This window comes from Candidatus Amarolinea dominans (genome assembly GCF_016704685.1).
Taxonomy (GTDB): Bacteria; Chloroflexota; Anaerolineae; order SSC4; family Amarolineaceae; genus Amarolinea; species Amarolinea dominans.
The window spans coordinates 1-23,568 of the sequence record NZ_JADIZS010000002.1; the positions used below are offsets into that span (position 1 = coordinate 1).

Genomic DNA, 23,568 nt, shown 5'->3' on the forward strand with positions numbered 1-23,568 from the left:
CTGGGTTTGGCTGCCGCCATACGCCGCTGCATCGGCAATAGCCTGGATGTTGCCATCGTCGTCGTAGGTGTAGCTGATCTTCTGCTGGTTGTCGTAGTTCGGACTCGTACCCGCCTTCAGGCTGACCAGGCGGAAGTTCTCGGCCGCACTGTAGGCATATTGTTGCTTTACCACCCCCGTCGTGCTGCCCAGCCGACGTTCCGTCACCTGCCCGCGCACGTTGTAGAACGTGTCGCCCACATAGGTGTTCCAGCCGCTGACGCTCTTCAGCAAGCCCTGCGCCGTGTACGCGTAGCTGACCTGCTCGCCGATCTGCCCGCCGTTGCCGCCCGGGTATTTCTGCCACATCGGCCGATCCGCCGAGTCATACCCCCACTGCGTCACGAACGTGCCGCCGCCCGTGCCGTTGATCACCCGGCTTTCCTGCGTCACTCGCCCGCGGGCGTCCCAGGTTCCAGGCCACGCGGTTGTTGAGCGCACCGCCCGCATTGTAGATATCCGCCCGCGTCGCCGCCCCAGCCCATTCGTGCCCCCGTCAGTGAGATATGCGACCAGCAAGCCGTTCGTTCCATAGGTCGCTGGCTTTGTTGCGAGGGCAACTCTGATCGTTGCGGTAGTGCTTGCCCACCAGCCGGTTGTGCGAGTCGTAGTAGAAGCAAATCTGTTGCCCCCGCGCATCCGCCTGCCGCTTGAGGTTGCCTGCCCCATCGTACGCATAGCTCCATGCGCCCATGTCCGGGTCGCTCATGCTCGTCTTGCGCCCCAGTAGATCGTACCCGATCGTCGTCACCGCCCCGTCCGGCCTGGTCATCGCGTCAGCCGGTCGGCCACGTCGTAGCTATAGCTGGCCTGCCCGTAGACCGTCGCACCCCATCCGGCGCAGCCCCTGCTGCCAATGTCAGATCGTACTGTTGACGCTCACCAGCCGCCCAAAAGCATCGCTCTCCGAGATCGCCTGATGGTTCGCCGCATCAATCACGGCCGTCTGCGCCTATGGTAGTAGGTGCATCGTCGTGCCGTCCGCCTGCACCACCTGGATCACCCGCCTAACCCGTCATAGGCGGTTTCGTGCTGACCAGGCTACCCCCAGTGCTCCACCGGCTCGTAGGTCCCCAGCCCAACGGTCAGGGTGTAGGGCACGCTCTGCTGCACCACCAGCCCCAGGCGGGTTGGCGTGAGCTGACCACGCTCGACGCCTCCTTCCGCCCTCCACCTGCAGCGCCTGCCCCCAGGCCATCGTAGAAGTTGTAGTCGTAACGCAGACCGTCGCCCCGGACCGTCGTCGCGCAGCCAATGCTCGATCTTGAACGGCTGGTTAACGCCGGCCATATCGGTGTAAGGTGTAACGCTCGCTGGCGCCCTCGCTGAAAGTCACGTTGGGCCGACGCAGGCTACCCCACGCCCGAACGCATCATAGGTGTGGCGCGTCATCGCCGCCCGTTGGCGTCGGTCTCCTTCTGCAACTGGCCCTCAGCCCCACGCCGCCTGCTTCAGCGTTGATGCCGTAGTAGGCATAGCTGGTGGTCAGCGTCACACCGCCCAGGCTCGCAGTCGGTATCACGGTCACGCTCGTCGCATAGGTGGCGAAGGTGGTATCGTAACTGGTGCTGGCAACCGTGCCGTTGGCTGCGGTTTCGCTGACCAGGTTGCCCGTCGCCGCATCATAGCCGTAGAGCGCCGGCCGCAGCCAATCACTCGCGCTGGCGCTGGCGCACACCTTCGCCTGCCAAACCTCCTCAGGAAGACCCTGCGTAGGCGGCGCCTGGTGTTGGTCGAAGCCAGTGGTATCGTAGATGCGTCGCGTCCGGCCCCGGCACACATTGCCCGCGTCCCACAGCTTCTCCTGGCCCAGCCGGTTCACGATGTCACTTGCCGGCGCCGGTGTCCACTTTGGGATAATACCAGCGCTCCGTGCTGCGATAGAGCGTCGTGCTGTCGCTGTACTCCTTGATCCGCGCTCAAATTGCCGGACCTTGCGCCGCCCTGGTGGTCAGGCTCGTAGAGGTACTCGGTCTTGCGTCACGGGGTTGGCCCGTCCTTGTCGTAGGTCGTTTGCAGTTCCTGGCCCAGGTAAACGAACTGCGCGCCGCCATAGACGCCCACCGTGGTTCCGCTCCAGGTGCGCACCCGCTCCGTCTGCTTCTGGTTCCCGCTCGTGCCTATCTGCCGAATCTCCTTGCGCGGAACCTCGCCGGCACTCGCATCCTGATACTGATAACTGGCCCAATGGCCGGTTCCCAGGCTGGAGGGCAGTGTCTCCGTGACATAGCGATAACCCGCGGCGTCAATCTTGCCGACGTAGCTGTAGCTCAGGTGTTCGCCTGCCCTGTCACGGTGTCGGTGACGGTGCGGGTGGCAATGACGTTGTCTGCTCCATACCCCAGGCGCACGCTGCCCCCCGTAGCCGTTGTTCATTTGCTGCACCTGGCTACGTGTGTTGCTGAAAGTCGTCGCCGGCAGGCAATTGCTCAGAGCATCGTCGCTGCAACGCTGCATGCTGCGCAAGGCGTACAGACGCCGGTCGGCCACCCCGTCGTCGAAGAAATCATACCCCAGCTTGTAGGCCGCGACCAAGCTGCCCCCTGTTCCACCTTCACCGCGGTCAGCAAGCGTGGTGTAGTGCGCCCAGGCGCCGGTGTCGGCCGGGTCGCTCAGCGCGGCATCGGTGCGTGTGATGGCGTAGGTGGAAGTCAATCACACTCTGATCGCTCCCGTTGTTGGGATTGTAAGCTGATGCGCACCAGATTCAGCTGCGACAGGTAAGTGACGGTCTCCTCGCCGCCTGCGCCGCCGTTGGCGCATGGCGAAGCTGATGCGCCGCCGCCGCACGCGATCGCCATAGTTGCCGCGGCTATTGACATCCACCGGCCTACCGGCAGGGCCGTATCGTAGGTGTAGTTGATGCGGTTGCCCACCGGGTCCAGCACATACTGCAGCGCCCACTTGTCGCCGCGCTGCTGCCAGGTTGTGCCGCTGCAAAACCAGTCACTCAGCGCACGCTCGAAGTGATAGCGCGTGCCATCCGGCGCATAGGCATCCGCCCCTGTGCCAGCGTACAGGATGCGCCATGTGGGCGCTTCCTTCAGGTACACCGCGCCGCCGGAGCCTGCCTCGCTAAACGCCGCGCCCGCCACACGCCAGGTGTTCGGCGCACTGCCCATCAACCACGGTGTACCGTAGATGAAGCTGTCCGCGCTCAGCTTCCAGCCCGCACCCACGACCGAACTGTGGCCGCCATCTTCCGACCGGCTGCGGCTGTTGAACTGCAGCGCCACGTCCGGCGTCAGCCCACCCGCCCCGGTGGCAGACTGAGCGGGTAATCGTAGCTGGCTGAGCCGCTGAACAGGTCGTTCTGCCAGCCGCGCAGACTGGGCATGATCTCAGGGGCGAAGTTGTTGCCTTCCGCCGTCTGCGATAGGTGCGGCACAACAGCCACCAAGGCTCCTTCCATGGCATCCCAGGTCGTCGGCAGCATCTCCCACGCGCCCGTGTCCGCCGCGGCCACGAACAAGCGCCCGCCGACCGGCTCGCCCTCCGGGTAATGCACGGTCAACGTCACCGGCTGGCTGAAGGTGTGGATCTCGTCGCCGCCCCGCCCGCGCACCACGAACTCATGGCTGCGCTGCACATTTCCCGGCGCATTGATCGGTCGTCCCAACGACCGCGCCCACCATCACCGTTTCCGCCACTGCACCGGGCGCAAAGGTCAGCATGACCCGACCCTCCTCCAGTATCACATGGCCGCCTTCCGGCCCGATGCGGGTGGCTTGCGCGGCTGGAGGCAGCACGCGTACCCCCGCCTCGGCGCTGGAAACCACCGTCCGTCAGCCAGGCGCAGTTCTGCCCGCACCGTCACCACATCCCCCACCCGCCGACCGCTCAGCCGCACCGGAAGCGTCACTGCATCAACGCCGCCCGCAGGCAGCGGGGCCATGACCCAGGTCAGGCGGCGGGTGGCTGCATCGTACACCAGGGGAGGCGGTACTTCGGCCGGCGTCACCAGCAACCCGTCAGGCAGATCCGCCTGAAACGTGATACCCTCCACCACCTGGCGGTCGAGATTCATCACCTCCCAACGCAGCAGCACCCGCTCCCCGGCCGCAGCCGCCTCCGGACTGACCGTGGCCGCCAGGCTCAAGAACGGCTGTGGCTGGTTCGTGTCTGTTGCCGATGGCTGCGTGCGCGCCGAAGTCCGCTGCGTCGCGTCAACCGCGCGCGAGCCAAGCTTGCTCAGTGGCATCGCCGCCGCTGTCGTTGAAAACAGCAGACTGACGATGACCAACAGATGGACGACCAGCAGCGGACGCGGCGCGAGCCGGCCGCGAGCAGAATGTCGGGAGGAGAGAGGAGAGAAAGCAGTAGATAGAAAAGAGAAAATAGAAGAGCGGCGTAACATAACAACGGACTCCTTTCGCACAGCAATCGAAACGGCTGGGGTCAGGGACATTTTCCTGACTGCTGTAAGGAGGTCGCGGGCGGGAGAGAGAACTCTCGCCAGGGACTTCCGAAGGCGGGAGGCGACTCGGAAGGCGGGGGGCAGACTTGTGGCTGGTCACAGCATACCACGGCCGCGGCGCTCTGTCAAGAGGCAAAATATCGAGGGTTGTTTGACCCACTGGCCCTCGCCCGTTTTGAACTCAGACGCGGGATGTGCTATAATACGCGTGCTTTGGGGATGAATGGTTTCGACGGGGCAGGCTGGTTGCAAGTCGCAAGCCGAGGCGCTCTCTCCTCGTTAACAAAGAGCAAAACAATAACTGCCAACACTGGCAAGGCCTTCAACTTCGCTCCTCGTTTCGCTGCTGCGCCCGCAATGGCGCTCGCTGCCTAATCGAGTAGGGAAGCGGCCACTCTCCTCTCGTTAGAGAGGACGGCGTATGGGGCGTGGCGCCGCCTGGTGCTTCATACACCGACACACACAGGAGGGCTGCTGCCGATTCTACACCGATAGAATCGGCCTAAGACTCATCGGTTAGCTTGCATGGCACGCTGTCGTTAGTGGGCCGGCGAGCGAAACTCCAAAATGACGACTAAGCTTGTAGAGACTTTCGGTCGAATGTTTCGGACGCGGGTTCGATACCCGCCATCTCCACCAGATTGTGACACCAGCCTTCGGTTCTCGCTCTTGAGAATTGGGGCTGGTGTCCCTTTTTTTGGGATGCTTTACATGCAGGAGGCGCAATGGATCTTGAACTGCGAGACAAAGTAGCGTGCGTCGTCGGCGCCAGCAGTGGCCTGGGACTGGCGGTGGCCCACTTGCTGGCCGCGGAAGGCGCGCGCGTCGCGATTGTGGCCCGCCGGCCTGACCCGCTCAAGGCCGCGGCCGAACGCATCCGCCAGGGGACTGGCGCCGAGGTGCTGTCCATCACCGCGGACGTCACTTTGCCGATTGCCTGCCAGCGCGCGGTGGATGCCACCGCGGCCCATTTCGGCGGCCTGGACATCCTCATCGCCAACGCCGGCGGGCCACCTTCCGGCGCCTTTACCGAACTGCGCGACGAGCAGTGGCAGCAGGCGGTCAACCTCAACCTGATGAGCAGCGTGCGCCTGGCCCGCGCCGCCATTCCGCACCTGAAGCAGCGCGGGGGCGGCCGCATCATTGTCATCGCCTCGCTGTCAGCCAAACAGCCGCTGCCCAATCTGATCCTCTCCAACTCCATCCGCGCCGGGGTCCTGGGCCTGACCAAGTCGCTCGCCAACGAATTGGCGCCCTTCAACATTTTAGTCAACGCGGTCTGCCCCGGCTGGACTCAGACCGAGCGCGTGCAATACCTGGTGGACGACCGCGCTCGCCGCCAGAACATGACTGCCGAGCAGGCGGCCGCGGCCATCGTCAGCGACATCCCCCTGCGGCGCATGGCGCAGCCGGAAGAATTCGCCGCGCCGGTGGTCTTCCTGGCCTCCGCACGCGCCAGTTTCATCACCGGCATTGCCCTGCAGATTGACGGCGGGCAAATTCGCAGCACATTCTGAGCCATTCATGAAATCATCTCGCCATCAACTTCTGTTCGGCCTGCTGGCCGTCGGCTTACTCGCCCTGGGCGTCGTCTTGATACGAACGCCCGGCGCCCGCCTGGCTGCTGCACCCGTTACTCCCGTTGTCAGCCAACCGACCGCCGCGCCGGCCAGCACGGCCACACCCCTGCCCCCCACCGCGGCGCCGCCCACGTCCACGCCTGCGCCGACCTCCACGCCATCCCCCACGCCCACGCCAACGGTCATCACCCTGGCGCTGGATCTCAGCGCGCCGGCCGGCCTGCGCGCCGTCATCGCAGACTGGGCCGCGGCGCAGGGCATGGTCCTCGTCACAGACACCGTTACCGCCACGCTCAGCGTTGGCCCCCGCGCCGGCGACCAGGCCGTGCTGCTGGCTGAACAGGTCTACGCGGCCGCCGATTGGTTCGCCACGCTGCGCAGCGGCATCTCCAGCGCCGCGCTGCAAGCCTTGTGGCAGGGCCAGCCAACCGACGACGGCCTGCAGGTGCTGCTGGTGAGCGAAGAGACGGCCGCCGCCTTGACCGGGCTGTGGGGCACACCGGGGTCAACCGTAGCGGTGGTCACGCCGGCCGATCTCCTGACGCGTCTGTGGAAAGAAAAAAGCGCGCTGGCTCTGGTTCCCTTCGATGCGCTCATGCCGCAAATGACCAATCTGCTGATAGACGACATGAATGTGCTGGCGCGCGATCTGCCGCTCGATCACTACCCGTTGGTGGTGCGCACCTGGGCCAGCGGGGATGCTGCCCTGGCGCAGGCGCTGGCGCAGGCCATGCAAGCCGATCTGCCGCTGCGCAATCGTCACCCGGAGCACTTGACCAGCCTGGTGATGACCGGCGTGACGGCCATGGCGCGCAACACCGCCTATGCCATCGAGCAGCGCGGGGACCCGGCCTTCCCGGCGCGCCAGATCGCCGAGGTGCTGAGCGCCGCGGACATCACGCACATCAGCAACGAAATTCCCTTCTACGTGGGCTGCGAGGCCCGGCCCATCAGGAACCTGCTGGTGCTGTGCAGCAAGCCCGCGTATATGGCCGCGATCAAGCTGGTGGGCACGGACATCATCGGCCTGACCGGCAACCACATGCTGGACTACGACATCGAGCCATTCCTGTACACCCTCGACCTGTACGACCAGGAGGGGCTGCCCTACTACGGCGGCGGCCGCACCGATGTGGAAGCCAGCCGGCCCTTGACCATCACCGATCACGGCAACAAGCTGGCCTTCCTGGGCGCCAACAGCTTTGGGCCGGAGTGGAACTGGGCCGACAGCAAGTCGCCCGGCGCGCGGCGCTATGACCCCGCGGCCATGGCGCAGTCCATCCGCGACATCCGCGCCTGGACCGATATCGTACTGGTGGAATACCAGGCCGAAGAAACTTACGAGTACGAGCCGAGTTTCAACAACCAGGCGCAGTTCCGCGCCACGTTGGCCGCGGGCGCGGACATCGTCACCGGCGTGCAAGCGCATCAGCCGCAGGCCGTCGAATTCAGTCAGGATGGCCGCGGGATCATCCTCTACGGCCTGGGCAACCTGTTCTTCGACCAGATGTTTGCCGAGAACGTGCGCCAGGGCTTGATCCCGCGCCACACGATCTACGAGGGGCGTCTGCTGCAAACCGAACTGCTGACCACGATCCTGGAAGATTACGCGCAACCGCGCTGGGCCACCGCGGCCGAGCGTGAGCGAATTCTCAAGCTCGTGTTTGGCGCCAGTGGATTCAAATAGAGGGGACCGCCATGTTACGCAACCTGCTCGATCAACAACAAGCCGACCTGCTGCAAAAGGAGCGGGCGCTGCTCGAAGACCTGCGCGTCACCCTGGCACGCCTGGATGCCACGCCAGAAGATCAGCGGCGCCTGACGCTGGCCCTGCGCCAGTTGGAAGAGCTTTTCCTGCTGGTCATCGTGGGTGAATTCAACGCCGGCAAGTCGGCTTTCATCAACGCCTTGCTGGGACAAAAACTGCTTGCCGAAGGGGTGACGCCGACCACCAATCGCATCAATGTCCTGCGCTATGGCGCCGAGCAGTCCCAGACCCTGCGCGAGGAAGATGTGCTGGTGTTGACCCTGCCGGTGGCCTGGCTGCAGGAGATCAACGTCGTGGATACGCCCGGCACCAACGCGGTCATCCAGCGCCACCAGGAGATCACCGAGGACTTCGTGCCGCGCAGCGACCTGGTGCTCTTCATCACCTCGGCCGACCGCCCCTTCTCCGAATCGGAGCGCACATTCTTGAGCCGCATCCGTGACTGGGGCAAGAAAGTGGTGATCGTCATCAACAAGATTGATATCTTCGAGCAAGAGGATGACATTCAGCAGATTACGCAGTTCGTCGAGGACAACGCGCAGACGCTGCTGGGCGTGCGGCCGCAAATCTTCCCGGTGTCGGCCCGCCTGGCGCAGAAGGCCAAGACCGTGACCGGCGTCGAGCGCACGGCGCTGTGGCAGGCCAGCCGCTTCGGTCCGCTGGAAGAGTTCATCCTGAGCACGCTCGATCAGCGCCAGCGTGTGCGCCTCAAGCTGGAAAACCCCCTGGGCGTGGCCGCGCGCCTGCAGGAGCAGTACCAGGCCACGACGCAGGCGCGCATCACCCTGCTGACCGAGGACTTCCGCACGATTGACACGATTGACAGCCAGTTGGGCGCGTACGAAGAGGACATGCGTCACGACTTCAAGTATCAACTGAGCCACGTGGACAACGTGCTGCACGAGATGTCGGCGCGGGGCATGGAGTTCTTCGACGACACCGTGCGCGTGGCGCGCGTGTTCGATCTAGTCAACACCAGCAAGGTCAAAGGCGAGTTCGAGGAGAAGGTCATCGCCAACGCCGTGCAAGAGATCGAGACGCAGGTCGGCGAGCTGATTGATTGGCTGGTCGAGCGCGACTTCAAGCAGTGGCAGGGTGTAATGGACTATCTCAATCGCCGCGCCGAACAGCACCAGGATCGCATCGTTGGGCAACTGGGCGGCCAGTTCGAGTTCAATCGGCGCGAGCTGTTGGCCTCGGTGGGACGCGCCGCCCGTGAGGTGGTGGCCGGCTATGACAGGATCGGCGAGGCGCGACAACTGGCCGATTCGGTGCAGATGGCGGTCGCGCAAACGGCCATTGCCGAGGTGGGCGCGCTGGGGTTGGGCACGGTGTTGGTGGTGATTCTGCACACCACGCTGGCCGATGTCAGCGGCGTGCTGGCCGCGGGGGCTGTGGCTGCGCTTGGGCTTTACATCTTGCCCACGCGACGGCGCAAAGCCAAGGCCGACCTCAAAACGAAGATGGAAACCTTGCGCGGTAATCTGGCTGCTTCCTTGAGCACCGAGTTCGAGCAAGAACTGAGCCGTTCCGTGCGCCGCATTCGCGAGGCCATGGCGCCCTACACGCGCTTCGTGCGCAGCGAGCGCACCAAGTTGAGCGAGATCGAAAGCCATCTCCTGCAAGCGGCCTCTGACCTGCGTGCCTTGCGCGCGCAGGTGCAGGAGCTGTGAGCGCCGGCGGGGAAGATGGGGCAGCGAAGCTCGTATATTCGTATGCAGTTTCGTGGATGGCTTGCCCGAAGTAGTGACCGCAGGACAAAAAATTCAGGGGTTGTGTGAGAGGGTTCCGAACTCACACAACCCCTTTGGTTTGGGGGGTAGTTATCTGAACTGCACCGGTGTGCCATCAAGCCGGTGCAGCCGGACGGCGTCGAGCGCGTCTGCGACCCGCTTTCGTTACCTTGCCGGGGCCTGGCGAGCAGCATCCGCTTCGGCCTGCCAGCGTGCGTCCAGGCGGCTCAACGCGTAACCGAGTGCAATCATGACCAGCAGCGGCACGCCCACCCGCACCAGGAACATACCCAGAATCAGCAGACCTTCCATGAACGTCAACATAGTAACCTCCTGAGGCGGCCCGAACCCGGTTGGGGTCCGGCTGCCTTTCTGCCTCAAGTGTACTCCTGCTGGCCAGGCAATTCAATTGGGTAAATCACCCATCCTGGTTGTGGGTGAGGGGTGCGGGATGCCTTACGCCACCCCCTTCTCCATCGCGTAGCGCGTCAACTCCACGCGCGTGTGCAGGTTGAGCTTGCGCATGATGTTCTCGCGGTGCCGGTCCACGGTCTTGACGCTGAGGACCAGGCGCTCGGCGATCTCCTTGTTGGAAAAACCGTCGGCGATCAGAACCAGGACCTCCCGTTCACGCGCGGTGAGTTCGTCCAGGCTGTCGCCGCGGCCGGCCGCGGAACGCTGTAAGAAATCGTTGACCAGCAGCCGGGCCAATGAGGGGTGAATGAAGACATCGCCCTGACTGACCGTTTGAATGGCCGACATCAACTCATCGGGCGCGGCGCGCTTGGGCACGTAGCCGGACGCGCCGGCGTCGAGCATGGCAAAAAAGTAGCGCTCATCTTCGTGCATGGTGAGCGCCAGCACCGCCACGTCGGGAAAGGCCTCCTTGATGCGCCGCGTGGCCTCCATCCCGTTCATGTCCGGCATGGCCGCGTCCATCAGCACAATGTCGGGCCGGCAGCGGGCCACCGCGGCCAGGGCTTCCGCGCCGTTACTGGCCTCGCCCACAATTTCAACGCCAGGCTCGGCCATGAACAACATACGCAGGCCGGCCCGCACGATCTCGTGATCGTCCACGAGTAGCAGTTTGATCTTAGTCATGGGTGACTTCCTGCAACACCGGCAGCTTGACCTCCACAAGGGTGCCATGTCCCGGCGTCGCGATGATCGAGCAGTCGCCGCCCATCAGGATGGTGCGTTCTTGAATTCCCAGCAAGCCCCAGGCCGTGCGTGAGGCGTTGCTGGCCAGCAGTTTGCGCATCGAAGCCTATGCCATCGTCCTCGATGACCAATGAAACCCGGGTCGGTGCCATTTCTAGTTGCACCGTAACCTGGCTGGCGCGCGCGTGCTTCGCCACGTTGGTCAGGGCTTCTTGCGTGATGCGAAAGAGCACCGTTTCATACTCGGATGGCAGGCGTTTGATCGAACCCTGCACATCCAGGAATGTTCGAATGTCGTGGCGTCGTTGAAAATCTTGAATGTACCAGTCCAACGCGGCTTCCAGCCCCATATCGTCTAGCAACGCCGGCCGCAGGTCGGCGATGATCTGGCGCAGCTCGCCGATGGCATCGGTGCTGAAGTTCTTCAACTCACGAACTTGGGGCAGCAGCGTCGCGGGAATGGCTGTCCCCGTTGCCAGCAGCGTTTCCACGCCCCGCAGACCGAGGGCAATGGCCGTCAACGATTGGCCGGTAGCGTCGTGCAGTTCACGGGCCACGCGTTGGCGCTCCGATTCCTGGGCATTGACCACCTGGTGCAGAGCCTGCAAACGGGCCTCATTGGCTTTGACCAGGCGCAGACGACTCTCCAACTTGAAGGCTTCCAGCGTGCGCACCATGAAGAACGCCCACAACGCGGCCATCATCCCGCGGAAGAGCTGCACCGGGATGCCAAACCAGCGTAAGAACAGGGCTGTGTTGATCACGGTCGAAGGAAAGAGGGCGGTTTGACGCACAAAAATCTGGCCGAGGACGCCATAGAGCAAGAGGGCCGTGGCACACCACACCAGGTTGCGACCAAATTGAGGCATGCCGTAATCGCGGAATTCGTGCTGTTGGGACATCATCGCCCACGCGCCAATGACGGCGCCAGGCATCGCCAGCACGTAGCGTCCCAACACGTCGGCCAGGGCCACAAGCTGCGGCAACGTCGGTTTGGCAACCAGTTGCACCATCAACACGCTGATCGCCCAAACACCAACGAGCAGGCCCAACGGTTGCGCGACGCGCCGCCAGTTTGGCGCCTCGCGCCGCAAGAGCACGATGCCAAAGGCGTCCAGGGCCACAAACGATACGATCAGGAGCAAGAGGCGCATGATCTCATGGCTGACCGGCGCCTGATAGCCGTCGGTTACCGCGGCGATCTGCTGAAACATCTCCACCCACTCGTGCGCGCCGTGCAGCAGGCCGAAAACGGCCAGCGGCCCGATGGCGCGGGCAAAGCTCAGCTCGGACGTGCGCCGGCTGGCGAGCGCCAGCGCCAGCCCCATCGTGAAGAAGGCCAGGCCGTAGAAAAAATAAACCTCGATGATGTTGTCCACAAAGAACTGCGTAATTGGGTTCATGATGCTCATTAAAACCTGCAAGCGGGCACGAATTGCGCCTGTTTCCGTAGGCGGATCAGTGAAGTCCATTCCCGCTGACAGTATAGCAGACGCCGGGCCGCAGCGTAATGCTCTCAATCATGTTTTGCCTATCGCTCTCTTTTCTTCTACAATTACCCTGTCATGAACCAACCAATCCGCCTTGTCAAACCAGAAATCATGAGCCCGGCCGGCTACTGGCCGCAGATGCAGGCCGCCATCGAAGCGGGCGCCGATGCAGTCTACTTCGGTCTCAAGCACTTCAGCGCGCGGGCCAAAGTAGGATTCGCCCTGGCCGAGCTGCCTGAGGTCATGTCTACCCTGCACCGCCGCGGGGTCAAGGGTTATGTCACCTTCAACACCCTGATCTTCGATCATGAGCTGGCCGAAGCGGTGCAGACCCTGACCGGCATCATCGAGGCCGGCGCGGATGCCATCATCGTGCAGGATGTGGGCATGGCTCACCTTGCGCATCAGATTGCGCCGGCGCTCGAAATCCACGGCAGCACGCAGATGAGCCTGACCAGCGCGGAAGGCATCCGCCTGGCGCAGCAGTTTGGGGTCAGCCGGGTGGTCATGGCGCGGGAACTTTCGCTGGACGAGGTGCGCGTCATCCGCAGCCAAACCGACTGCGAGCTGGAGATGTTCGTGCATGGCGCGCTCTGCGTTTCCTACTCCGGCCAGTGTTTTTCGTCCGAAGCCTGGGGCGGCCGCAGCGCCAACCGCGGTCAATGCGCGCAGGCCTGCCGCCTGCCCTACGAGCTGCTGGTGGATGACCGCCTCACGCCGCTGGGCGCTGCGCGCTATCTGCTCTCGCCGGGCGACCTCTACGCCTTGCAGCAGATGCCGGAGATCGTGCAGATTGGCATTGCCGCGCTCAAGATCGAAGGTCGCTACAAGGACGCCAACTACGTGGCGCTGACCACCGCCGCCTATCGCAAGGCCGTGGACGAGGCCTGGGCCGGCCTGCCGCTCAGTGTGACGCGGCGCGAGGAATTGCAGTTGGAACAGGTCTACTCACGCGGGCTGGGCGCCCATTTCATCACCGGCGTCAATCACCAAACTGTCGTCAGCGGCCGCGCGCCGCGTCACCGCGGGGTGTTGATGGGCCGCGTGGCGGGTGTGCTGGCCGATCGCATCCTGCTGACGCCCTCTGCCGACGCGGCCGTGGCGCCGCTGAAGCCGGGCGATGGCGTGGTTTTCGATGCCGCAGACTGGCGCAGCCCGCAACTGACCGAGGAAGGCGGCCGCGTCTACCAGGTCAGCCCGGACCGCGGCGGTCAATTGGAAGTGCAGTTTGGCAACGGCGCGCTCGATTTTAGCCGCATTCGCCCCGGCGATTGGCTCTGGCGCACGCACGATCCGGGGCTGGACAAGGTCGTGCAGCCGTTCATCGAACCGGCATCTCCGCGGCGCAAACAGCCGCTGGCCGTGCAGGTGTGGGCGCACGAGGGTGAACCGCTGCGCCTGACCTGGACGCTGCCAGCGCGGCCGGGCCTGGCGGTCAGCGTGCAGAGCGACAAACCGCTGGTCGCGGCGCAGGAGCGGGCGCTGACAGAGGAGTACTTGCAGGCGCAGTTGGGCCGCCTGGGGCAAACGCCGTTCACCCTGGCCGAGCTGCGCCTCGATGTGCAGGGCAACCCGTTCGCGCCCAGTTCCCTGCTCAACCAACTGCGCCGGCAGGCGGTGGAGCAGTTGAGCGAGCGCCTTAGCCAGCCGCGCGTGCCGGAGATTCACGATCCGCAGGTCATGCTGGCCGCAGCCCTGGCGCAGATCGCGCCGGCGCCCGCACTCAACCTGGCGCCGCAGCTGCATCTGCTGGTGCGCACGCCGGAACAGCTCGCCGCCGCGCTGGAACTGCGGCCGGCCAGCATCACGCTGGACTATCTCGATCTCTACGGGCTGCGGCCAGCCGTGGAGCGGGTGCAGGCCGCGGGCATCACCGCGCGCGTCGCCAGCCCGCGCGTGCTCAAGCCCAACGAGCAGCGCATCGTCAGTTTCCTCCTGCGCCTGGAGTGCGCCATCCTGGTGCGCTCAACCGGCCTGCTCATGGCCTTGCAGGAGGGCGCGCATCCATCGCTGATCGGCGACTTCAGCCTGAACGCGGCCAACGTCTTGACGGCCGACGCCTTTTTGCGCCGCGGCTTGCAGCGCCTGACCCCCACGCACGATCTGAACGCCGCGCAGGTGGCCGATCTGGCCCGCGGCATCGGCGCGGACAAGATCGAAGTGGTAGCCTATCATCATCTACCGGTTTTCCACACCGAACACTGCGTCTTCTGCCGTTTTCTGTCCAGCGGCACCAGCTACAAGGATTGCGGCCATCCATGCGAAACCCACCGCGTGGCCCTGCGCGACGTGGCCGGCCGCAGCCATGCCGTCATGGCCGACGTCGGCTGCCGCAACACCGTGTTCGGCGCGGAGGCGCAGGAAGCCAGCCAGCACCTGGAAGCCTGGCGCCAAGCCGGCATCCAGCACTGGCGCCTGGAGTTCGTGCATGAGACAGCCGACCAGGTGACGCGCATCGCCGCCGCGTTCAACGCCACCCTGGCCGGCGCCGCCTCAGCCTTCGATCTCAACCGGCAACTGGCGCACCTGGCCCCGCAAGGCACCACCCAGGGCAGCCTCTTCATCCCGGATGATTATCTGAACTTGCCGCTGCTGTAATCAAGGAATTCAGCCGGGGGGCGTGATGCCCTTTTCTTGCAGCTTGCGGTTGATCACTTCTTTGAACTGCTCGACGGATACCGCACCCAGCACCCGTTCATCGTTGATGAACATCGTGGGCGTTGAATTGATCTGCTTGGCCACGCCTTCGCGCGCATCTGCGTCCACCTGCGCCTTGCCCTGTTTCCCATCGAAACAGGTATCGAACGCGGCCGTGTCCAATCCCAAGTCCACCGCGTACTGCTTCAGCTTGGCGGCGCTCAGCTCACTGCCCTGTTGGTTCTTGAACAGGACATCGTGATACTCCCAGAACTTGTCCTGGCCGGCCGCACATTCGGCCGCGATGTGCGCGCCGTAGGACGAATCGCGCAGCGGGAAGTGCTTGAACTCGATGCGCAGCAGCCCTTTGTCCACGTAATCCTTCACCAGTTCCGGCGCACGATCCAGCGCGAAGTCACGGCAGTGGCTGCAATAGAAATCGGAGAAATCTTTCAGCACCACCGGGGCATCGGCCGGCCCCAGGGTGGCGCCCTTGCCCGAACGGGCGATGCCGCCGCTGTTGCGTGAGGCATTGCTGATCAGCACCACCGCCAGCACACCGACGATCGCAACGCCCACGATGATCAGGAGCAGATTGCGACGCTGTTCCTGCTGTCGCCGTTTGCGCGTCGCCTCGCGCGCGATCTGCTTGGACGTTTTCTCCCGCTGTCCTTCCAGTTTCTGTGGGGGCGGGGGTGTGCCAGGTTTGTTTGCCACGTGTCTTGTCCTCCAGTAAATTGATTTCTTCTCGTTGCTCTGACCAGTCAGCAGGCCTGGTCAACTACTCCTCAGTTTGCCGTGCGCAGCCTGCCGCCGATGGTCTCTTGCAGGCGGCGCACGATCTTGGCCCGCACCCTGGCCGCATCGGCATCGGTCAGCGAGCGGTCGGCCGCCTGATAGGTCACGCGGTAGGCCAGGCTCTTCTGCCCCGCGCCGATCTGATCGCCGCGGTACACGTCGAACAGGCGCAGGCCCTGCAGCAGCTCACCGCCCGCGGCCATAATGGCTTCCGCCACCTGGTCGGCCCGTATCGCTTCATCCACGATCACCGCCAGGTCCTCCTTGATCGCAGGATACGCGGAGATGGACTGCATCTGTGCATCGGCCTGATGGGCGACGAACAGCGGCGCCAGCGCCAGTTCGGCAGCGACGACGCGCCCCTGCGCCGGCAGCTCGAAGGCTCGCCGCACGGCCGGGTGTAGTTCACCCACGATGCCGATGTCCTGATCGTTGACCAGGATACGCGCCGCACGCCTGCTGAATGTTGGATGATCTGCCGCTGTGAAGCGTACTGCCGCCCGCGGCACACCCATGCGTGTCAGCAAGGTTTCCACCACCCCCTTGAGGTCGTAGAAATCGAGTTCCTCAGCGCTCGCCCCCTGCCACCAGGCCGGCGCGCGTGGCCCGGCCATCACCAGGCTGACATGGCGCGCTTCGTAGGGCAGCGCCGCGCCGGCCAGCGGCCAGTAGACGCGGCCGATCTCGAACGCGGCCCAGCGCTCGCGATAGCGCAGATTGGCGGCCATCACCTGCAGCGCGACCGGCAGCAGGCTGGAGCGCAGCACGCTGCGTTCCACACTCAGCGGGTTTGCCAACTGCACGCTGTCGGCCGGTCGCAGCAGGCTGGGCAGCAGATAGCCGGCCGTGGCCTGCGCTTCTGTCCAGCCGACGCCGTTGGTCGCCGCTAACAGGCGGGCGTTGTCGCTCTCGCTGATCAGCGGATAGTTGATCGTATCCTGCAAGCCGCAGCCGGCCAGCAGCGTGCGGATCGCCTCTTCGCCTTCGATCGGCCAGTTGTGCCACTGCTCCGGCAGCGCCGAGGCCAACAGGGTGGCCGGAATTTTATCATAACCAATGCCACGCGCCACTTCTTCCACCAGGTCGGCCGGAATTTCCAGGTCGAGCCGGTGCCAGGGCGCCGTCACGCGCAGCGCGCCGGGGTCGCCAGGCGTCAGTTCAACCCGGCACTCCATCGCCTCCAACGTGCGCAGCAGATCGGCTGACGCCACGGGCATGCCCAACAGCCGTTCCACCTCAGCCTGGGTCAGTTCGATGCGGATGTCGCGCTGGCGCCGGGGATAGGCATCCTGCACACCGGCCGTCACCTCGGCGCCGGCCAGGTCGGCCATCAACTGGGCGGCGCGGCGATTGGCCAGCGGCGCCAGGGTGGCCGGGATGCCGCGTCCAAAGCGAGTCGAAGCCTCGCTGAACAGCTTCAGCGCCTGCGCGGTGCGCCGATTGTTGATATTGTTGAAGCAGGCCGATTCCAGCAGCACGTTGACGGTCCCTGCGTTGACTTCCGTCTCCTGCCCGCCCATGACGCCGGCTACGGCAATCGGCCCCGCGCTGTCCGCGATCAGCAGCATGTCGGCGGTCAGCGCCCGATCTACGTTGTCGAGGGTGGTCATGCGCTCGCCAGGTTGGGCGCGGCGCACGTGGATCGTGGGCAGCGTCTGACCGCTGCGCTGTGCCCGCGCCAGCAGCGCGTCGTAATCGAACGCGTGCAGCGGCTGGCCCCATTCCAGCATCACGTAATTGGTAATGTCCACCACATTGTTGATGGGGCGCTGGCCGGCGCGGCGCAGACGGTCCTGCAGCCAGGCCGGGGACGGCCCGATCTTGACATTGCGGATCAAGATTGCCGTATAGCGCGGGCACAGGTCAGGCGCTTCGATGACAATCTGGCAAAATGGCTCCGTCACCGGCGCCGGATCGGGCACCTCGGAGGGCGCCACCTTGCCTGCAATCTCCTGCAGCAGCGGCTGATCGCGTTTGAGAGTCAACGCCTCCAGCGCGGCCACTTCACGCGCAACGCCCAGCATGGAGAGGCAGCGGCCCAGGTTGGGCGTCAGTTCGATCTCCAGAATCGTGTCGCCCAGGTAATCCACCAGCGGCATGCCCACCGGCGCATCGGCCGGCAGGATGATGACCCCGTCATGGTTGTCGCTCAGGCCCAACTCCTTTTCGGAGCAGACCATCCCCTCCGAGCGGACGCCGCGAATTTTGCCGGGCTTGAGGCGCATGATCCGCTTCTCCGCGCTGTGCCCATCAATCAGCCGCGCGCCGCTGATGGCAAAGGGCGACTTCAGACCCGGATTGGCCTGGCCCTTGTACGGGAACAGATTGGGCGCGCCGGTGACGACGGTCATCGCCGCGTCGCCGCCGTAAACCACGGTTGCCAGCACCAGGCGGTCCGCGTCCGGGTGCGGCTCGATGCGTACGATTTCGCCGACGAAAATTTTGTCGCGCTCCCACTCCGCGCCGATGCGCTCGATGCCTGCCACCTCGATCCCCGCCAGGGTCAGGCGCTGCCCCAGCTCCTCGGCGGACAGTTGGATATCTACATAATCACGTAACCAGCTCAAAGGTATTTTCATCAGAACTGCTCCAAGAAGCGTACATCGTTCGAGAAGAAGTAACGAATGTCGTCAATGCTGTGTTTGAGCATGGTGATGCGCTCTGGCCCCATGCCGAAGGCGAAGCCGGTGTAGATGGCGGGGTCGTAGCCGCCGTTGCGCAGGACGACAGGGTGGACCATGCCGGCGCCGCTGATCTCCAGCCAGCCGCTGTATTTGCACAGACGACAGCCGCGACCGCCGCACAGGATGCAGTCCATGTCCACCTCCACGCCTGGCTCCACGAAGGGGAAGTAGGAGCAGCGGAAGCGTAACTGCCGGCCTTCGCCGTAGAGTTGATTGGCAAATTCCTGCAGCGTGCCTTTGAGATCGGCCATGGTGATGCCTTTGCCCACCGCCAGCCCTTCCACCTGGTGGAACATGAATTCGCTGCGGGCAGTGACCTGTTCGTAGCGGAAGCACTTGCCCGGCAGGATGACGCGCAGCGGCGCGGGTGCGAACTGGCGCATGGCGCGAATCTGCCCAGGCGAGGTGTGCGTGCGCAGAAGCACGGCTGGGTCCTTCGTGTAGAAGGTGTCCTGCATGTCGCGCGCCGGATGATCGGGCGGGATGTTCAGCAATTGGAAGTTGATCTCATCGAGTTCCACATCGGGCGCGTCGTAGACCTGGAAGCCCATCTGGCCGAAGATGGCGTAGATGCGGCGCAGCACCGCGTTGCTGGGATGGATGCGCCCCAGGCTCGGCGGCCGGCCGGGTAGGGTGACATCCACCGCTTCGGCGGCCAGCGTGGCCGCGATCTCAGCCTGTTGCAGCACCTCCTGATGCGCGCTGAACGCGGCTTCCAGGCGATCCTTGACGCGGTTGGCCTCCGCGCCGGCCGCGGGGCGCTCGTCGCGCGGCAGTTGACCCAACCCGCGCAGTGCGTGGGTCAGGCTGCCCTTGCGCCCCAGCACCGCCACACGCCAGCCCTCCAGGCCAGCCGCATCGTGTGCGGCCGCCAGCGTGGCCAGCGCGTCCTCTTCGATGGTTTTGAGTTGATCGAGCATCTTCAATCCTTTCCTCTTTTGGCCGCTTTTTGGCAACAAAAAACCGCACGTGTCAGGGACGACGTGCGGTCAGGCACATTCCGTGGTACCACCCTGGTTGAGGATCAGCCAGGCTGATCGCTCCGCTCAAGCCGGCGAACGGGGTTTACCGGCGGCCCGTGTAACGGTGGGCATCCGGGGCGAACTACGCGCCGGTCAGGTGACCGGTTTCCCTCACCCGGCTCAGGAGCGAACTTCCGTGGAGGCGCACCCGGTTGAGCTTACAGCCTATGGCTCAACCTCTCTGAGAGTCGCGGTTCCGCGTACTTTTCTCCTTCACAGCCATTATTGGTGTCAATGCAATTGTGGCGTGATTATCGCCGAAAGGGCAGGGTTTGTCAAGCCGCGCGGCTTACAAACAGACGACAGCCGTTTTTCGGCCTTTGTTGCCGGTTCAGGGATGAGGTGGTAGAATAGCTGTACTGGTACGCGGCCAAATGTCGTGATTCATGCAGCGCCCCATGTGATGCGATCGGAAGTGCGCTTCGATGAGGAGGTGAACCATGTCGGTGCAACGTTGGCAACTACTGTTCGTGGTCAGCCTCTTGACCATTGGTTTTCAGGCCACGCCGCCTCAGAATTCTGCACCTTCTCCGCCCAACGGCGAGCCTACAGGCGTGACGTCGCCTGCGAACCTGAATCTGACGCCCATTGCTCGCACGTGGGTGCGTTGGACTCCCTGGATGTTGGCGTTAGCGGAACATGATGGGAGCATCTGGATTGGCGGTGAAGTTGGCCTGTTGCGAGTTGACAAAACGACCGGGGTCTATCAACGCTTCACGGGCCTTGATGGTCTTCCGCTGACGACGATCGTGGCATTGGCCGAAGATCCTGCGGGGCAACTCTGGGCAGGCGGTGATGGCGGTCTGTCGCGCATGACCTCAGATGGCGCATGGCAGACCGAGACGCCGGCAAACAGCGGTCTCTACAGCGCCTGGGTAGATGGCATCGCCATCACGACAGATGGCGCCCTATGGTTGAGCCACGGCTTACCCGACTCTGTTGTCAGCCGTCGCAACCCGGATGGCTCCTGGTTTACATATCCGAACCGATTTGCGGTCGTGGCGGAGGAATACGCAAACATTCTCACAACACGGAATCGCAACCCGCTGTGGACTGTGGCAGGTTCAGAAATCTGGGTTGGGTATTGGGTATTCGATGGCACACGCTGGGCTTATCGTTTGCCTTCGTCAACGCAAACGATAGGGCTGCCTGTTGGTACGAGACCGACCTACTCAGATGCGGATTCGATACCTCGTTCGATGGATGTAGAAAGCAACGGTCGTGTTTGGATCCTTGAGAGCGATCAGCATAGGATCGCTTCCTGGGAAGGCGATCATTGGTTGTCACATCCCGTTTCCTTCCCGTTCCACGGCTCTGTGCAGCTACTCACGGTAGCATCGGATGATAGAGTGTGGATTGCATTCATCAGGGACACGAACCCGTACGGGAACGAATGGGCAGGAGTAGCGCCTCTGGGCAGTTCCTTACCGATCGTTGGACGTTCAGGCCCGGTCAGGGCGCTCTTGCCAACCGCAGACGGCGTCTGGGCTGCCGGGCCAGCGTGGTTCAAGATGGGTAATGACACCGTCGTTGATCTTCGCGGCCTGCCAGCGCGCCTCTGGGTCAACGGCGTCGCTGTCGGCGGGGATGGCAAAGTATGGATTCACTCAGAAGTAGGTGGATCGAACACCTATGGCAACCTGCAAGGCCTCGATGATCGCGGAACATCATCGTTGTTGGACGATCGCTGGCAGTATGCAGATACCGATCTGGAAGTGATGGAGCTAACCGCAATGGCTGGCGGACCAACGGGTGATGTTTGGGTCGCCAGTGGTACGCGCTGGCGTTATTGGTTCTCCTTCAACGAGTTGCTGCGCCTGTACAACGGCGCATGGTATCCGAGCGGCAGACCTTCAGGCAACTACGAGCGCCTGACCAATATCTTTGTCCAGGATGAACGTCATGTATGGTTTGTTAGCAATGGCGATGGCGTCTATCGCCTCGACGATGGCGGCACACCGACGAGTACGGCGGACGATGATTGGACTCACTACGAATTACTCACCGTTGATAGCAATGGTATAGTGGCGGTGGACGCGCAAGGCTACCCCTGGTACGGAGACAATACCGGACTTTATCGCTATGAAGGCTCTGACTGGCGCATTGTTAGCGATAACATTTCCGTGTGCGGTCTCGTACCCTCCACGGCCGGCCCCCTCTTTGTTTTTCGTCACGATGACCACGGCGTTTGCCAACCGTCGCATCATGACATGCTGTATGTCATGGCCGATGGAACAATTCAAATCGGGCCGTTGAGACAAATCTTCCGCGATCATCCTGAATGGTTGCGCACAACCACCCGACGCAATCAACTCTGGGCAGTAACCGCTGACGGAGGACTGTGGATCCGCTTCTATTCCTCCTCCCAGTCAGAAACGCTCGAGTATTTCGACTCCAGGGGACGTTCGCTGGTCTACCCCTGGCCGCTCGATAGCCACTTCATTCCATCGCTGGAAGTGGATCCTCACGGTCATCTCTGGGTGTTGGTATTTAGTCAGATCTGGCGCTTCTCGCCCACGCCTGATTTTGGCTTGAACCAACTGCCAACCGCCTGGTTGCTACCGCCAGATACAGCGACGCAACGCCGGGTTAGCATCGAAGCACAGGGAGGTTGGGCAGAGCCAATCAGCGTAACGGTCCGCGGATTACCGGCCGAGTTGACGTTGGCGCCGACTCCGGCCATTGTGCAACCTGGCGAAGTCTTTACCCTGACGCTGACAAGCGCTCCTTCGATAGCGCCAGATTCCTACCCAGGTTTTCTTGTTGCCACCAGCGGCATTCTATCGCATACCCTTCCGTTTACCGTTACGATCAGTAACCAGCTTTGGGAATGGTATTTTCCTGGTATTGGACCTGATGCAAACATGCAGAAACGCACAGGGAAAAACTGATGCTCATACAGTTACATCGTACCGGTTGATTTCGGGACGCAAAACGACGCACCTTCACAGGTGCGTCGTTTGGTGTTGGGGGAAATTCGGACAGGCGATCCTGACTCCGGCCTAGTCGCCGGACTCGTACTTGAACGACACCTTCAGCTTGGCGCGATAGGCAACGATCCTGCCTTCGTCCAAGTGCATGTCCAACTGCACGACCTCGGCGATGCGCAGTTCGCGCAGGCTCTTGGAAGCCGTCTCGACCGCGTTAGTCGCGGCTTTTTCCCACGACTCACTGCTCGTGCCAATGAGTTCTATAACCTTGTACACACTCTCAGCCATGATGTTCTCCTTCAAGGGGCTGTGTGAATACGCACGGGTAAACTCGCAACCTCTGTACGCAACCGGCTTCAGCGGCCGTTTCATCAGAGGTTGTATTGTTATTATACGCCAATGGGCGTGCTTTTTCAATTACCGCGCCTGGAGCGGCGCGTCCAGCGGATCGCGCCGCTCACATCGGCGATGGGTTGACCTTATCGGTGTTGGCAATGAGCGTCGTGACCACGGCTGCTACTTCGGGCAACGCCTCCGCACTCAGCGCCACATCCAGTAAGATAGGCAGGTGCGGGCTGGGCAAGCCGCAAATGGACGCCGTCAGGTCAGCAGAAATCATACCGAAGCGTCGGTTCAACACACGCAACACCATTTCTGCCTGACCCTGCTGCACGCCTTGCTGCACGCCTTGTTGCACGCCTTGCTGGATTCCCTGCTGGATTCCTTGCTGGATTCCTTGCTCCAGGCCTCTCTGCATCCCCATTCGTTCGACACTGGTGATGTACGGCATCTGTTCTGCCTCCTCTAGCTCAGCGACCTCTCGCCAAAAGATCTCATCCAATCCCTGCGGTAATTGTATCACCCAATCAATGAACCGATAACTGGACACATTGGAAAGGCCTGGCGGCCTGTTTACTTACCCTGCACCAGGTTCGCTTGACTCATTACCCACCTTCCACTGCACGCCGCCCAGGAATCCCTGGCTGGGGTCGAAGTCCTGCGGCGTTTTGATCTCGCCAAAACGGCGCTCGTAGTTTACCAGGTTTTCAGACAGGGCGCGCAGGAGCAGCTTGGCGTTCATTGGGGTGAGCATGACGCGGGCGCGCACTCGTATCTGCTGTGGTGTGTTGGGCATCAACTGTCCGAAGTCAATCATCACCTCCGACGGTGCATGGTTGATGATGGCAAAGTTGGAATAGACAAGCTCAAGGTTGCTGGGAACTTCCACGTTGAACTGGCGCGCAGGCTGCGGCGCCTCCGGCGGGCGATTGGCTGACATAGTCAACTCCTTGTAAATCACGGCCCGATC

Annotated in this window: 21 protein-coding genes, 1 other RNA gene and 1 pseudogene; 6 read left to right on the plus strand and 17 right to left on the minus strand. The window is 63.1% G+C overall.

Going from position 1 to position 23,568, the window contains the following annotated elements; genetic code table 11:
* From IPF85_RS01600 to IPF85_RS01635, 8 genes and pseudogenes are all read right to left on the minus strand, one after another.
* Positions 1–480: pseudogene (locus IPF85_RS01600) on the minus strand (hypothetical protein); the annotation flags it as partial.
* Positions 481–535: 55 nt separating this feature from the next.
* Positions 536–811, minus strand: a complete 276-nt coding sequence (locus IPF85_RS01605) for a hypothetical protein (protein ID WP_343406312.1) — start codon at positions 809–811, stop codon at positions 536–538.
* Positions 812–1,080: 269 nt separating this feature from the next.
* A complete protein-coding gene (locus IPF85_RS01610; RefSeq protein ID WP_343406313.1) occupies positions 1,081–1,329 on the minus strand; it encodes a hypothetical protein in 249 nt (82 codons plus the stop codon).
* Between the two features lie 82 nt (positions 1,330–1,411).
* Positions 1,412–1,861 (minus strand): hypothetical protein, encoded by a 450-nt coding sequence (locus IPF85_RS01615; protein WP_343406314.1) that lies wholly within the window; start codon positions 1,859–1,861, stop codon positions 1,412–1,414.
* A 158-nt stretch (positions 1,862–2,019) separates the two neighbouring features.
* A complete protein-coding gene (locus IPF85_RS01620; RefSeq protein ID WP_343406315.1) occupies positions 2,020–2,694 on the minus strand; it encodes a hypothetical protein in 675 nt (224 codons plus the stop codon).
* Positions 2,691–3,275, minus strand: a complete 585-nt coding sequence (locus IPF85_RS01625; protein ID WP_343406316.1) for a hypothetical protein — start codon at positions 3,273–3,275, stop codon at positions 2,691–2,693. The genes IPF85_RS01620 and IPF85_RS01625 overlap by 4 nt, the downstream gene beginning before the upstream one ends.
* Before the next feature lie 8 nt (positions 3,276–3,283).
* Positions 3,284–3,658: a hypothetical protein gene (locus IPF85_RS01630; protein ID WP_343406317.1), complete on the minus strand. Its 375-nt coding sequence runs from the start codon at positions 3,656–3,658 to the stop codon at positions 3,284–3,286.
* 75 nt (positions 3,659–3,733) lie between these two features.
* Complete coding sequence (locus IPF85_RS01635) at positions 3,734–4,396, minus strand: hypothetical protein (protein WP_343406318.1); 663 nt, start codon at positions 4,394–4,396, stop codon at positions 3,734–3,736.
* Positions 4,397–4,671: 275 nt separating this feature from the next.
* On the opposite strand from IPF85_RS01635, the gene ssrA reads away from it, so the two are divergent.
* From ssrA to IPF85_RS01655, 4 genes are all read left to right on the plus strand, one after another.
* Positions 4,672–5,095, plus strand: a transfer-messenger RNA (tmRNA) gene (gene ssrA / locus IPF85_RS01640).
* Positions 5,096–5,181: 86 nt separating this feature from the next.
* Positions 5,182–5,973, plus strand: coding sequence for an SDR family oxidoreductase (locus IPF85_RS01645; RefSeq protein ID WP_343406319.1), 792 nt, complete (start codon positions 5,182–5,184; stop codon positions 5,971–5,973).
* A gap of 7 nt (positions 5,974–5,980) precedes the next feature.
* On the plus strand, positions 5,981–7,723 hold the full coding sequence (locus IPF85_RS01650; protein ID WP_343406320.1) for a CapA family protein: 1,743 nt from the start codon (positions 5,981–5,983) through the stop codon (positions 7,721–7,723).
* 11 nt (positions 7,724–7,734) lie between these two features.
* The gene (locus tag IPF85_RS01655) at positions 7,735–9,477 is read left to right on the plus strand and encodes a dynamin family protein (protein ID WP_343406321.1); all 1,743 of its coding nucleotides are present in this window, start codon (positions 7,735–7,737) and stop codon (positions 9,475–9,477) included.
* A 225-nt stretch (positions 9,478–9,702) separates the two neighbouring features.
* Here the strand turns inward: IPF85_RS01655 and IPF85_RS01660 are convergent, their stop codons facing one another.
* From IPF85_RS01660 to IPF85_RS01670, 3 genes are all read right to left on the minus strand, one after another.
* The gene (locus tag IPF85_RS01660; protein WP_343406322.1) at positions 9,703–9,861 is read right to left on the minus strand and encodes a hypothetical protein; all 159 of its coding nucleotides are present in this window, start codon (positions 9,859–9,861) and stop codon (positions 9,703–9,705) included.
* A gap of 132 nt (positions 9,862–9,993) precedes the next feature.
* Positions 9,994–10,638, minus strand: a complete 645-nt coding sequence (locus IPF85_RS01665) for a response regulator transcription factor (protein WP_343406323.1) — start codon at positions 10,636–10,638, stop codon at positions 9,994–9,996.
* Entirely contained in the window at positions 10,635–12,101 is a 1,467-nt protein-coding gene (locus IPF85_RS01670; protein WP_343406324.1) for a sensor histidine kinase, read from the minus strand. Before IPF85_RS01670 ends, IPF85_RS01665 begins: the two co-directional genes overlap by 4 nt.
* Before the next feature lie 162 nt (positions 12,102–12,263).
* Between IPF85_RS01670 and IPF85_RS01675 the strand changes: the two genes are divergently transcribed.
* Positions 12,264–14,786 (plus strand): DUF3656 domain-containing protein, encoded by a 2,523-nt coding sequence (locus IPF85_RS01675; RefSeq protein ID WP_343406325.1) that lies wholly within the window; start codon positions 12,264–12,266, stop codon positions 14,784–14,786.
* Positions 14,787–14,795: 9 nt separating this feature from the next.
* Here the strand turns inward: IPF85_RS01675 and IPF85_RS01680 are convergent, their stop codons facing one another.
* The 3 genes from IPF85_RS01680 to IPF85_RS01690 form a co-directional block, all read right to left on the minus strand.
* Positions 14,796–15,542 (minus strand): thioredoxin domain-containing protein, encoded by a 747-nt coding sequence (locus IPF85_RS01680; RefSeq protein WP_343406326.1) that lies wholly within the window; start codon positions 15,540–15,542, stop codon positions 14,796–14,798.
* A gap of 71 nt (positions 15,543–15,613) precedes the next feature.
* A complete protein-coding gene (pheT, locus tag IPF85_RS01685; RefSeq protein WP_343406327.1) occupies positions 15,614–18,202 on the minus strand; it encodes a phenylalanine--tRNA ligase subunit beta in 2,589 nt (862 codons plus the stop codon).
* Positions 18,202–19,233: a phenylalanine--tRNA ligase subunit alpha gene (locus IPF85_RS01690; RefSeq protein WP_343406328.1), complete on the minus strand. Its 1,032-nt coding sequence runs from the start codon at positions 19,231–19,233 to the stop codon at positions 18,202–18,204. Before IPF85_RS01690 ends, pheT begins: the two co-directional genes overlap by 1 nt.
* A gap of 536 nt (positions 19,234–19,769) precedes the next feature.
* Between IPF85_RS01690 and IPF85_RS01695 the strand changes: the two genes are divergently transcribed.
* Complete coding sequence (locus IPF85_RS01695) at positions 19,770–22,220, plus strand: hypothetical protein (protein ID WP_343406329.1); 2,451 nt, start codon at positions 19,770–19,772, stop codon at positions 22,218–22,220.
* Between the two features lie 111 nt (positions 22,221–22,331).
* Here IPF85_RS01695 and IPF85_RS01700 read toward each other — a convergent pair whose 3' ends face one another.
* From IPF85_RS01700 to IPF85_RS01710, 3 genes are all read right to left on the minus strand, one after another.
* Positions 22,332–22,547: a dodecin family protein gene (locus IPF85_RS01700; protein ID WP_343406330.1), complete on the minus strand. Its 216-nt coding sequence runs from the start codon at positions 22,545–22,547 to the stop codon at positions 22,332–22,334.
* Positions 22,548–22,716: 169 nt separating this feature from the next.
* Positions 22,717–23,049 carry a DUF4351 domain-containing protein gene (locus IPF85_RS01705; protein WP_343406331.1) on the minus strand — a complete coding sequence of 111 codons (333 nt, stop codon included), beginning with the start codon at positions 23,047–23,049 and terminating at the stop codon, positions 22,717–22,719.
* A gap of 126 nt (positions 23,050–23,175) precedes the next feature.
* Positions 23,176–23,538: a DUF3467 domain-containing protein gene (locus IPF85_RS01710; RefSeq protein ID WP_343406332.1), complete on the minus strand. Its 363-nt coding sequence runs from the start codon at positions 23,536–23,538 to the stop codon at positions 23,176–23,178.
* Positions 23,539–23,568 lie beyond the last annotated feature (30 nt).

Coding starts and splice junctions, on each gene's coding strand:
- IPF85_RS01635 (WP_343406318.1), bottom strand. CDS start 4,396: ATGTTACGCCGCTCTTCTATTTTCTCTTTTCTATCTACTGCTTTCTCT.
- IPF85_RS01695 (WP_343406329.1), top strand. CDS start 19,770: ATGTCGGTGCAACGTTGGCAACTACTGTTCGTGGTCAGCCTCTTGACC.
- IPF85_RS01655 (WP_343406321.1), top strand. CDS start 7,735: ATGTTACGCAACCTGCTCGATCAACAACAAGCCGACCTGCTGCAAAAG.
- IPF85_RS01660 (WP_343406322.1), bottom strand. CDS start 9,861: ATGTTGACGTTCATGGAAGGTCTGCTGATTCTGGGTATGTTCCTGGTG.
- IPF85_RS01705 (WP_343406331.1), bottom strand. CDS start 23,049: ATGCCGTACATCACCAGTGTCGAACGAATGGGGATGCAGAGAGGCCTG.
- IPF85_RS01605 (WP_343406312.1), bottom strand. CDS start 811: ATGACCAGGCCGGACGGGGCGGTGACGACGATCGGGTACGATCTACTG.
- IPF85_RS01670 (WP_343406324.1), bottom strand. CDS start 12,101: ATGAACCCAATTACGCAGTTCTTTGTGGACAACATCATCGAGGTTTAT.
- IPF85_RS01650 (WP_343406320.1), top strand. CDS start 5,981: ATGAAATCATCTCGCCATCAACTTCTGTTCGGCCTGCTGGCCGTCGGC.
- IPF85_RS01665 (WP_343406323.1), bottom strand. CDS start 10,638: ATGACTAAGATCAAACTGCTACTCGTGGACGATCACGAGATCGTGCGG.
- IPF85_RS01710 (WP_343406332.1), bottom strand. CDS start 23,538: ATGTCAGCCAATCGCCCGCCGGAGGCGCCGCAGCCTGCGCGCCAGTTC.
- IPF85_RS01700 (WP_343406330.1), bottom strand. CDS start 22,547: ATGGCTGAGAGTGTGTACAAGGTTATAGAACTCATTGGCACGAGCAGT.
- IPF85_RS01610 (WP_343406313.1), bottom strand. CDS start 1,329: ATGGCCGGCGTTAACCAGCCGTTCAAGATCGAGCATTGGCTGCGCGAC.
- IPF85_RS01675 (WP_343406325.1), top strand. CDS start 12,264: ATGAACCAACCAATCCGCCTTGTCAAACCAGAAATCATGAGCCCGGCC.
- IPF85_RS01645 (WP_343406319.1), top strand. CDS start 5,182: ATGGATCTTGAACTGCGAGACAAAGTAGCGTGCGTCGTCGGCGCCAGC.
- pheT (WP_343406327.1), bottom strand. CDS start 18,202: ATGAAAATACCTTTGAGCTGGTTACGTGATTATGTAGATATCCAACTG.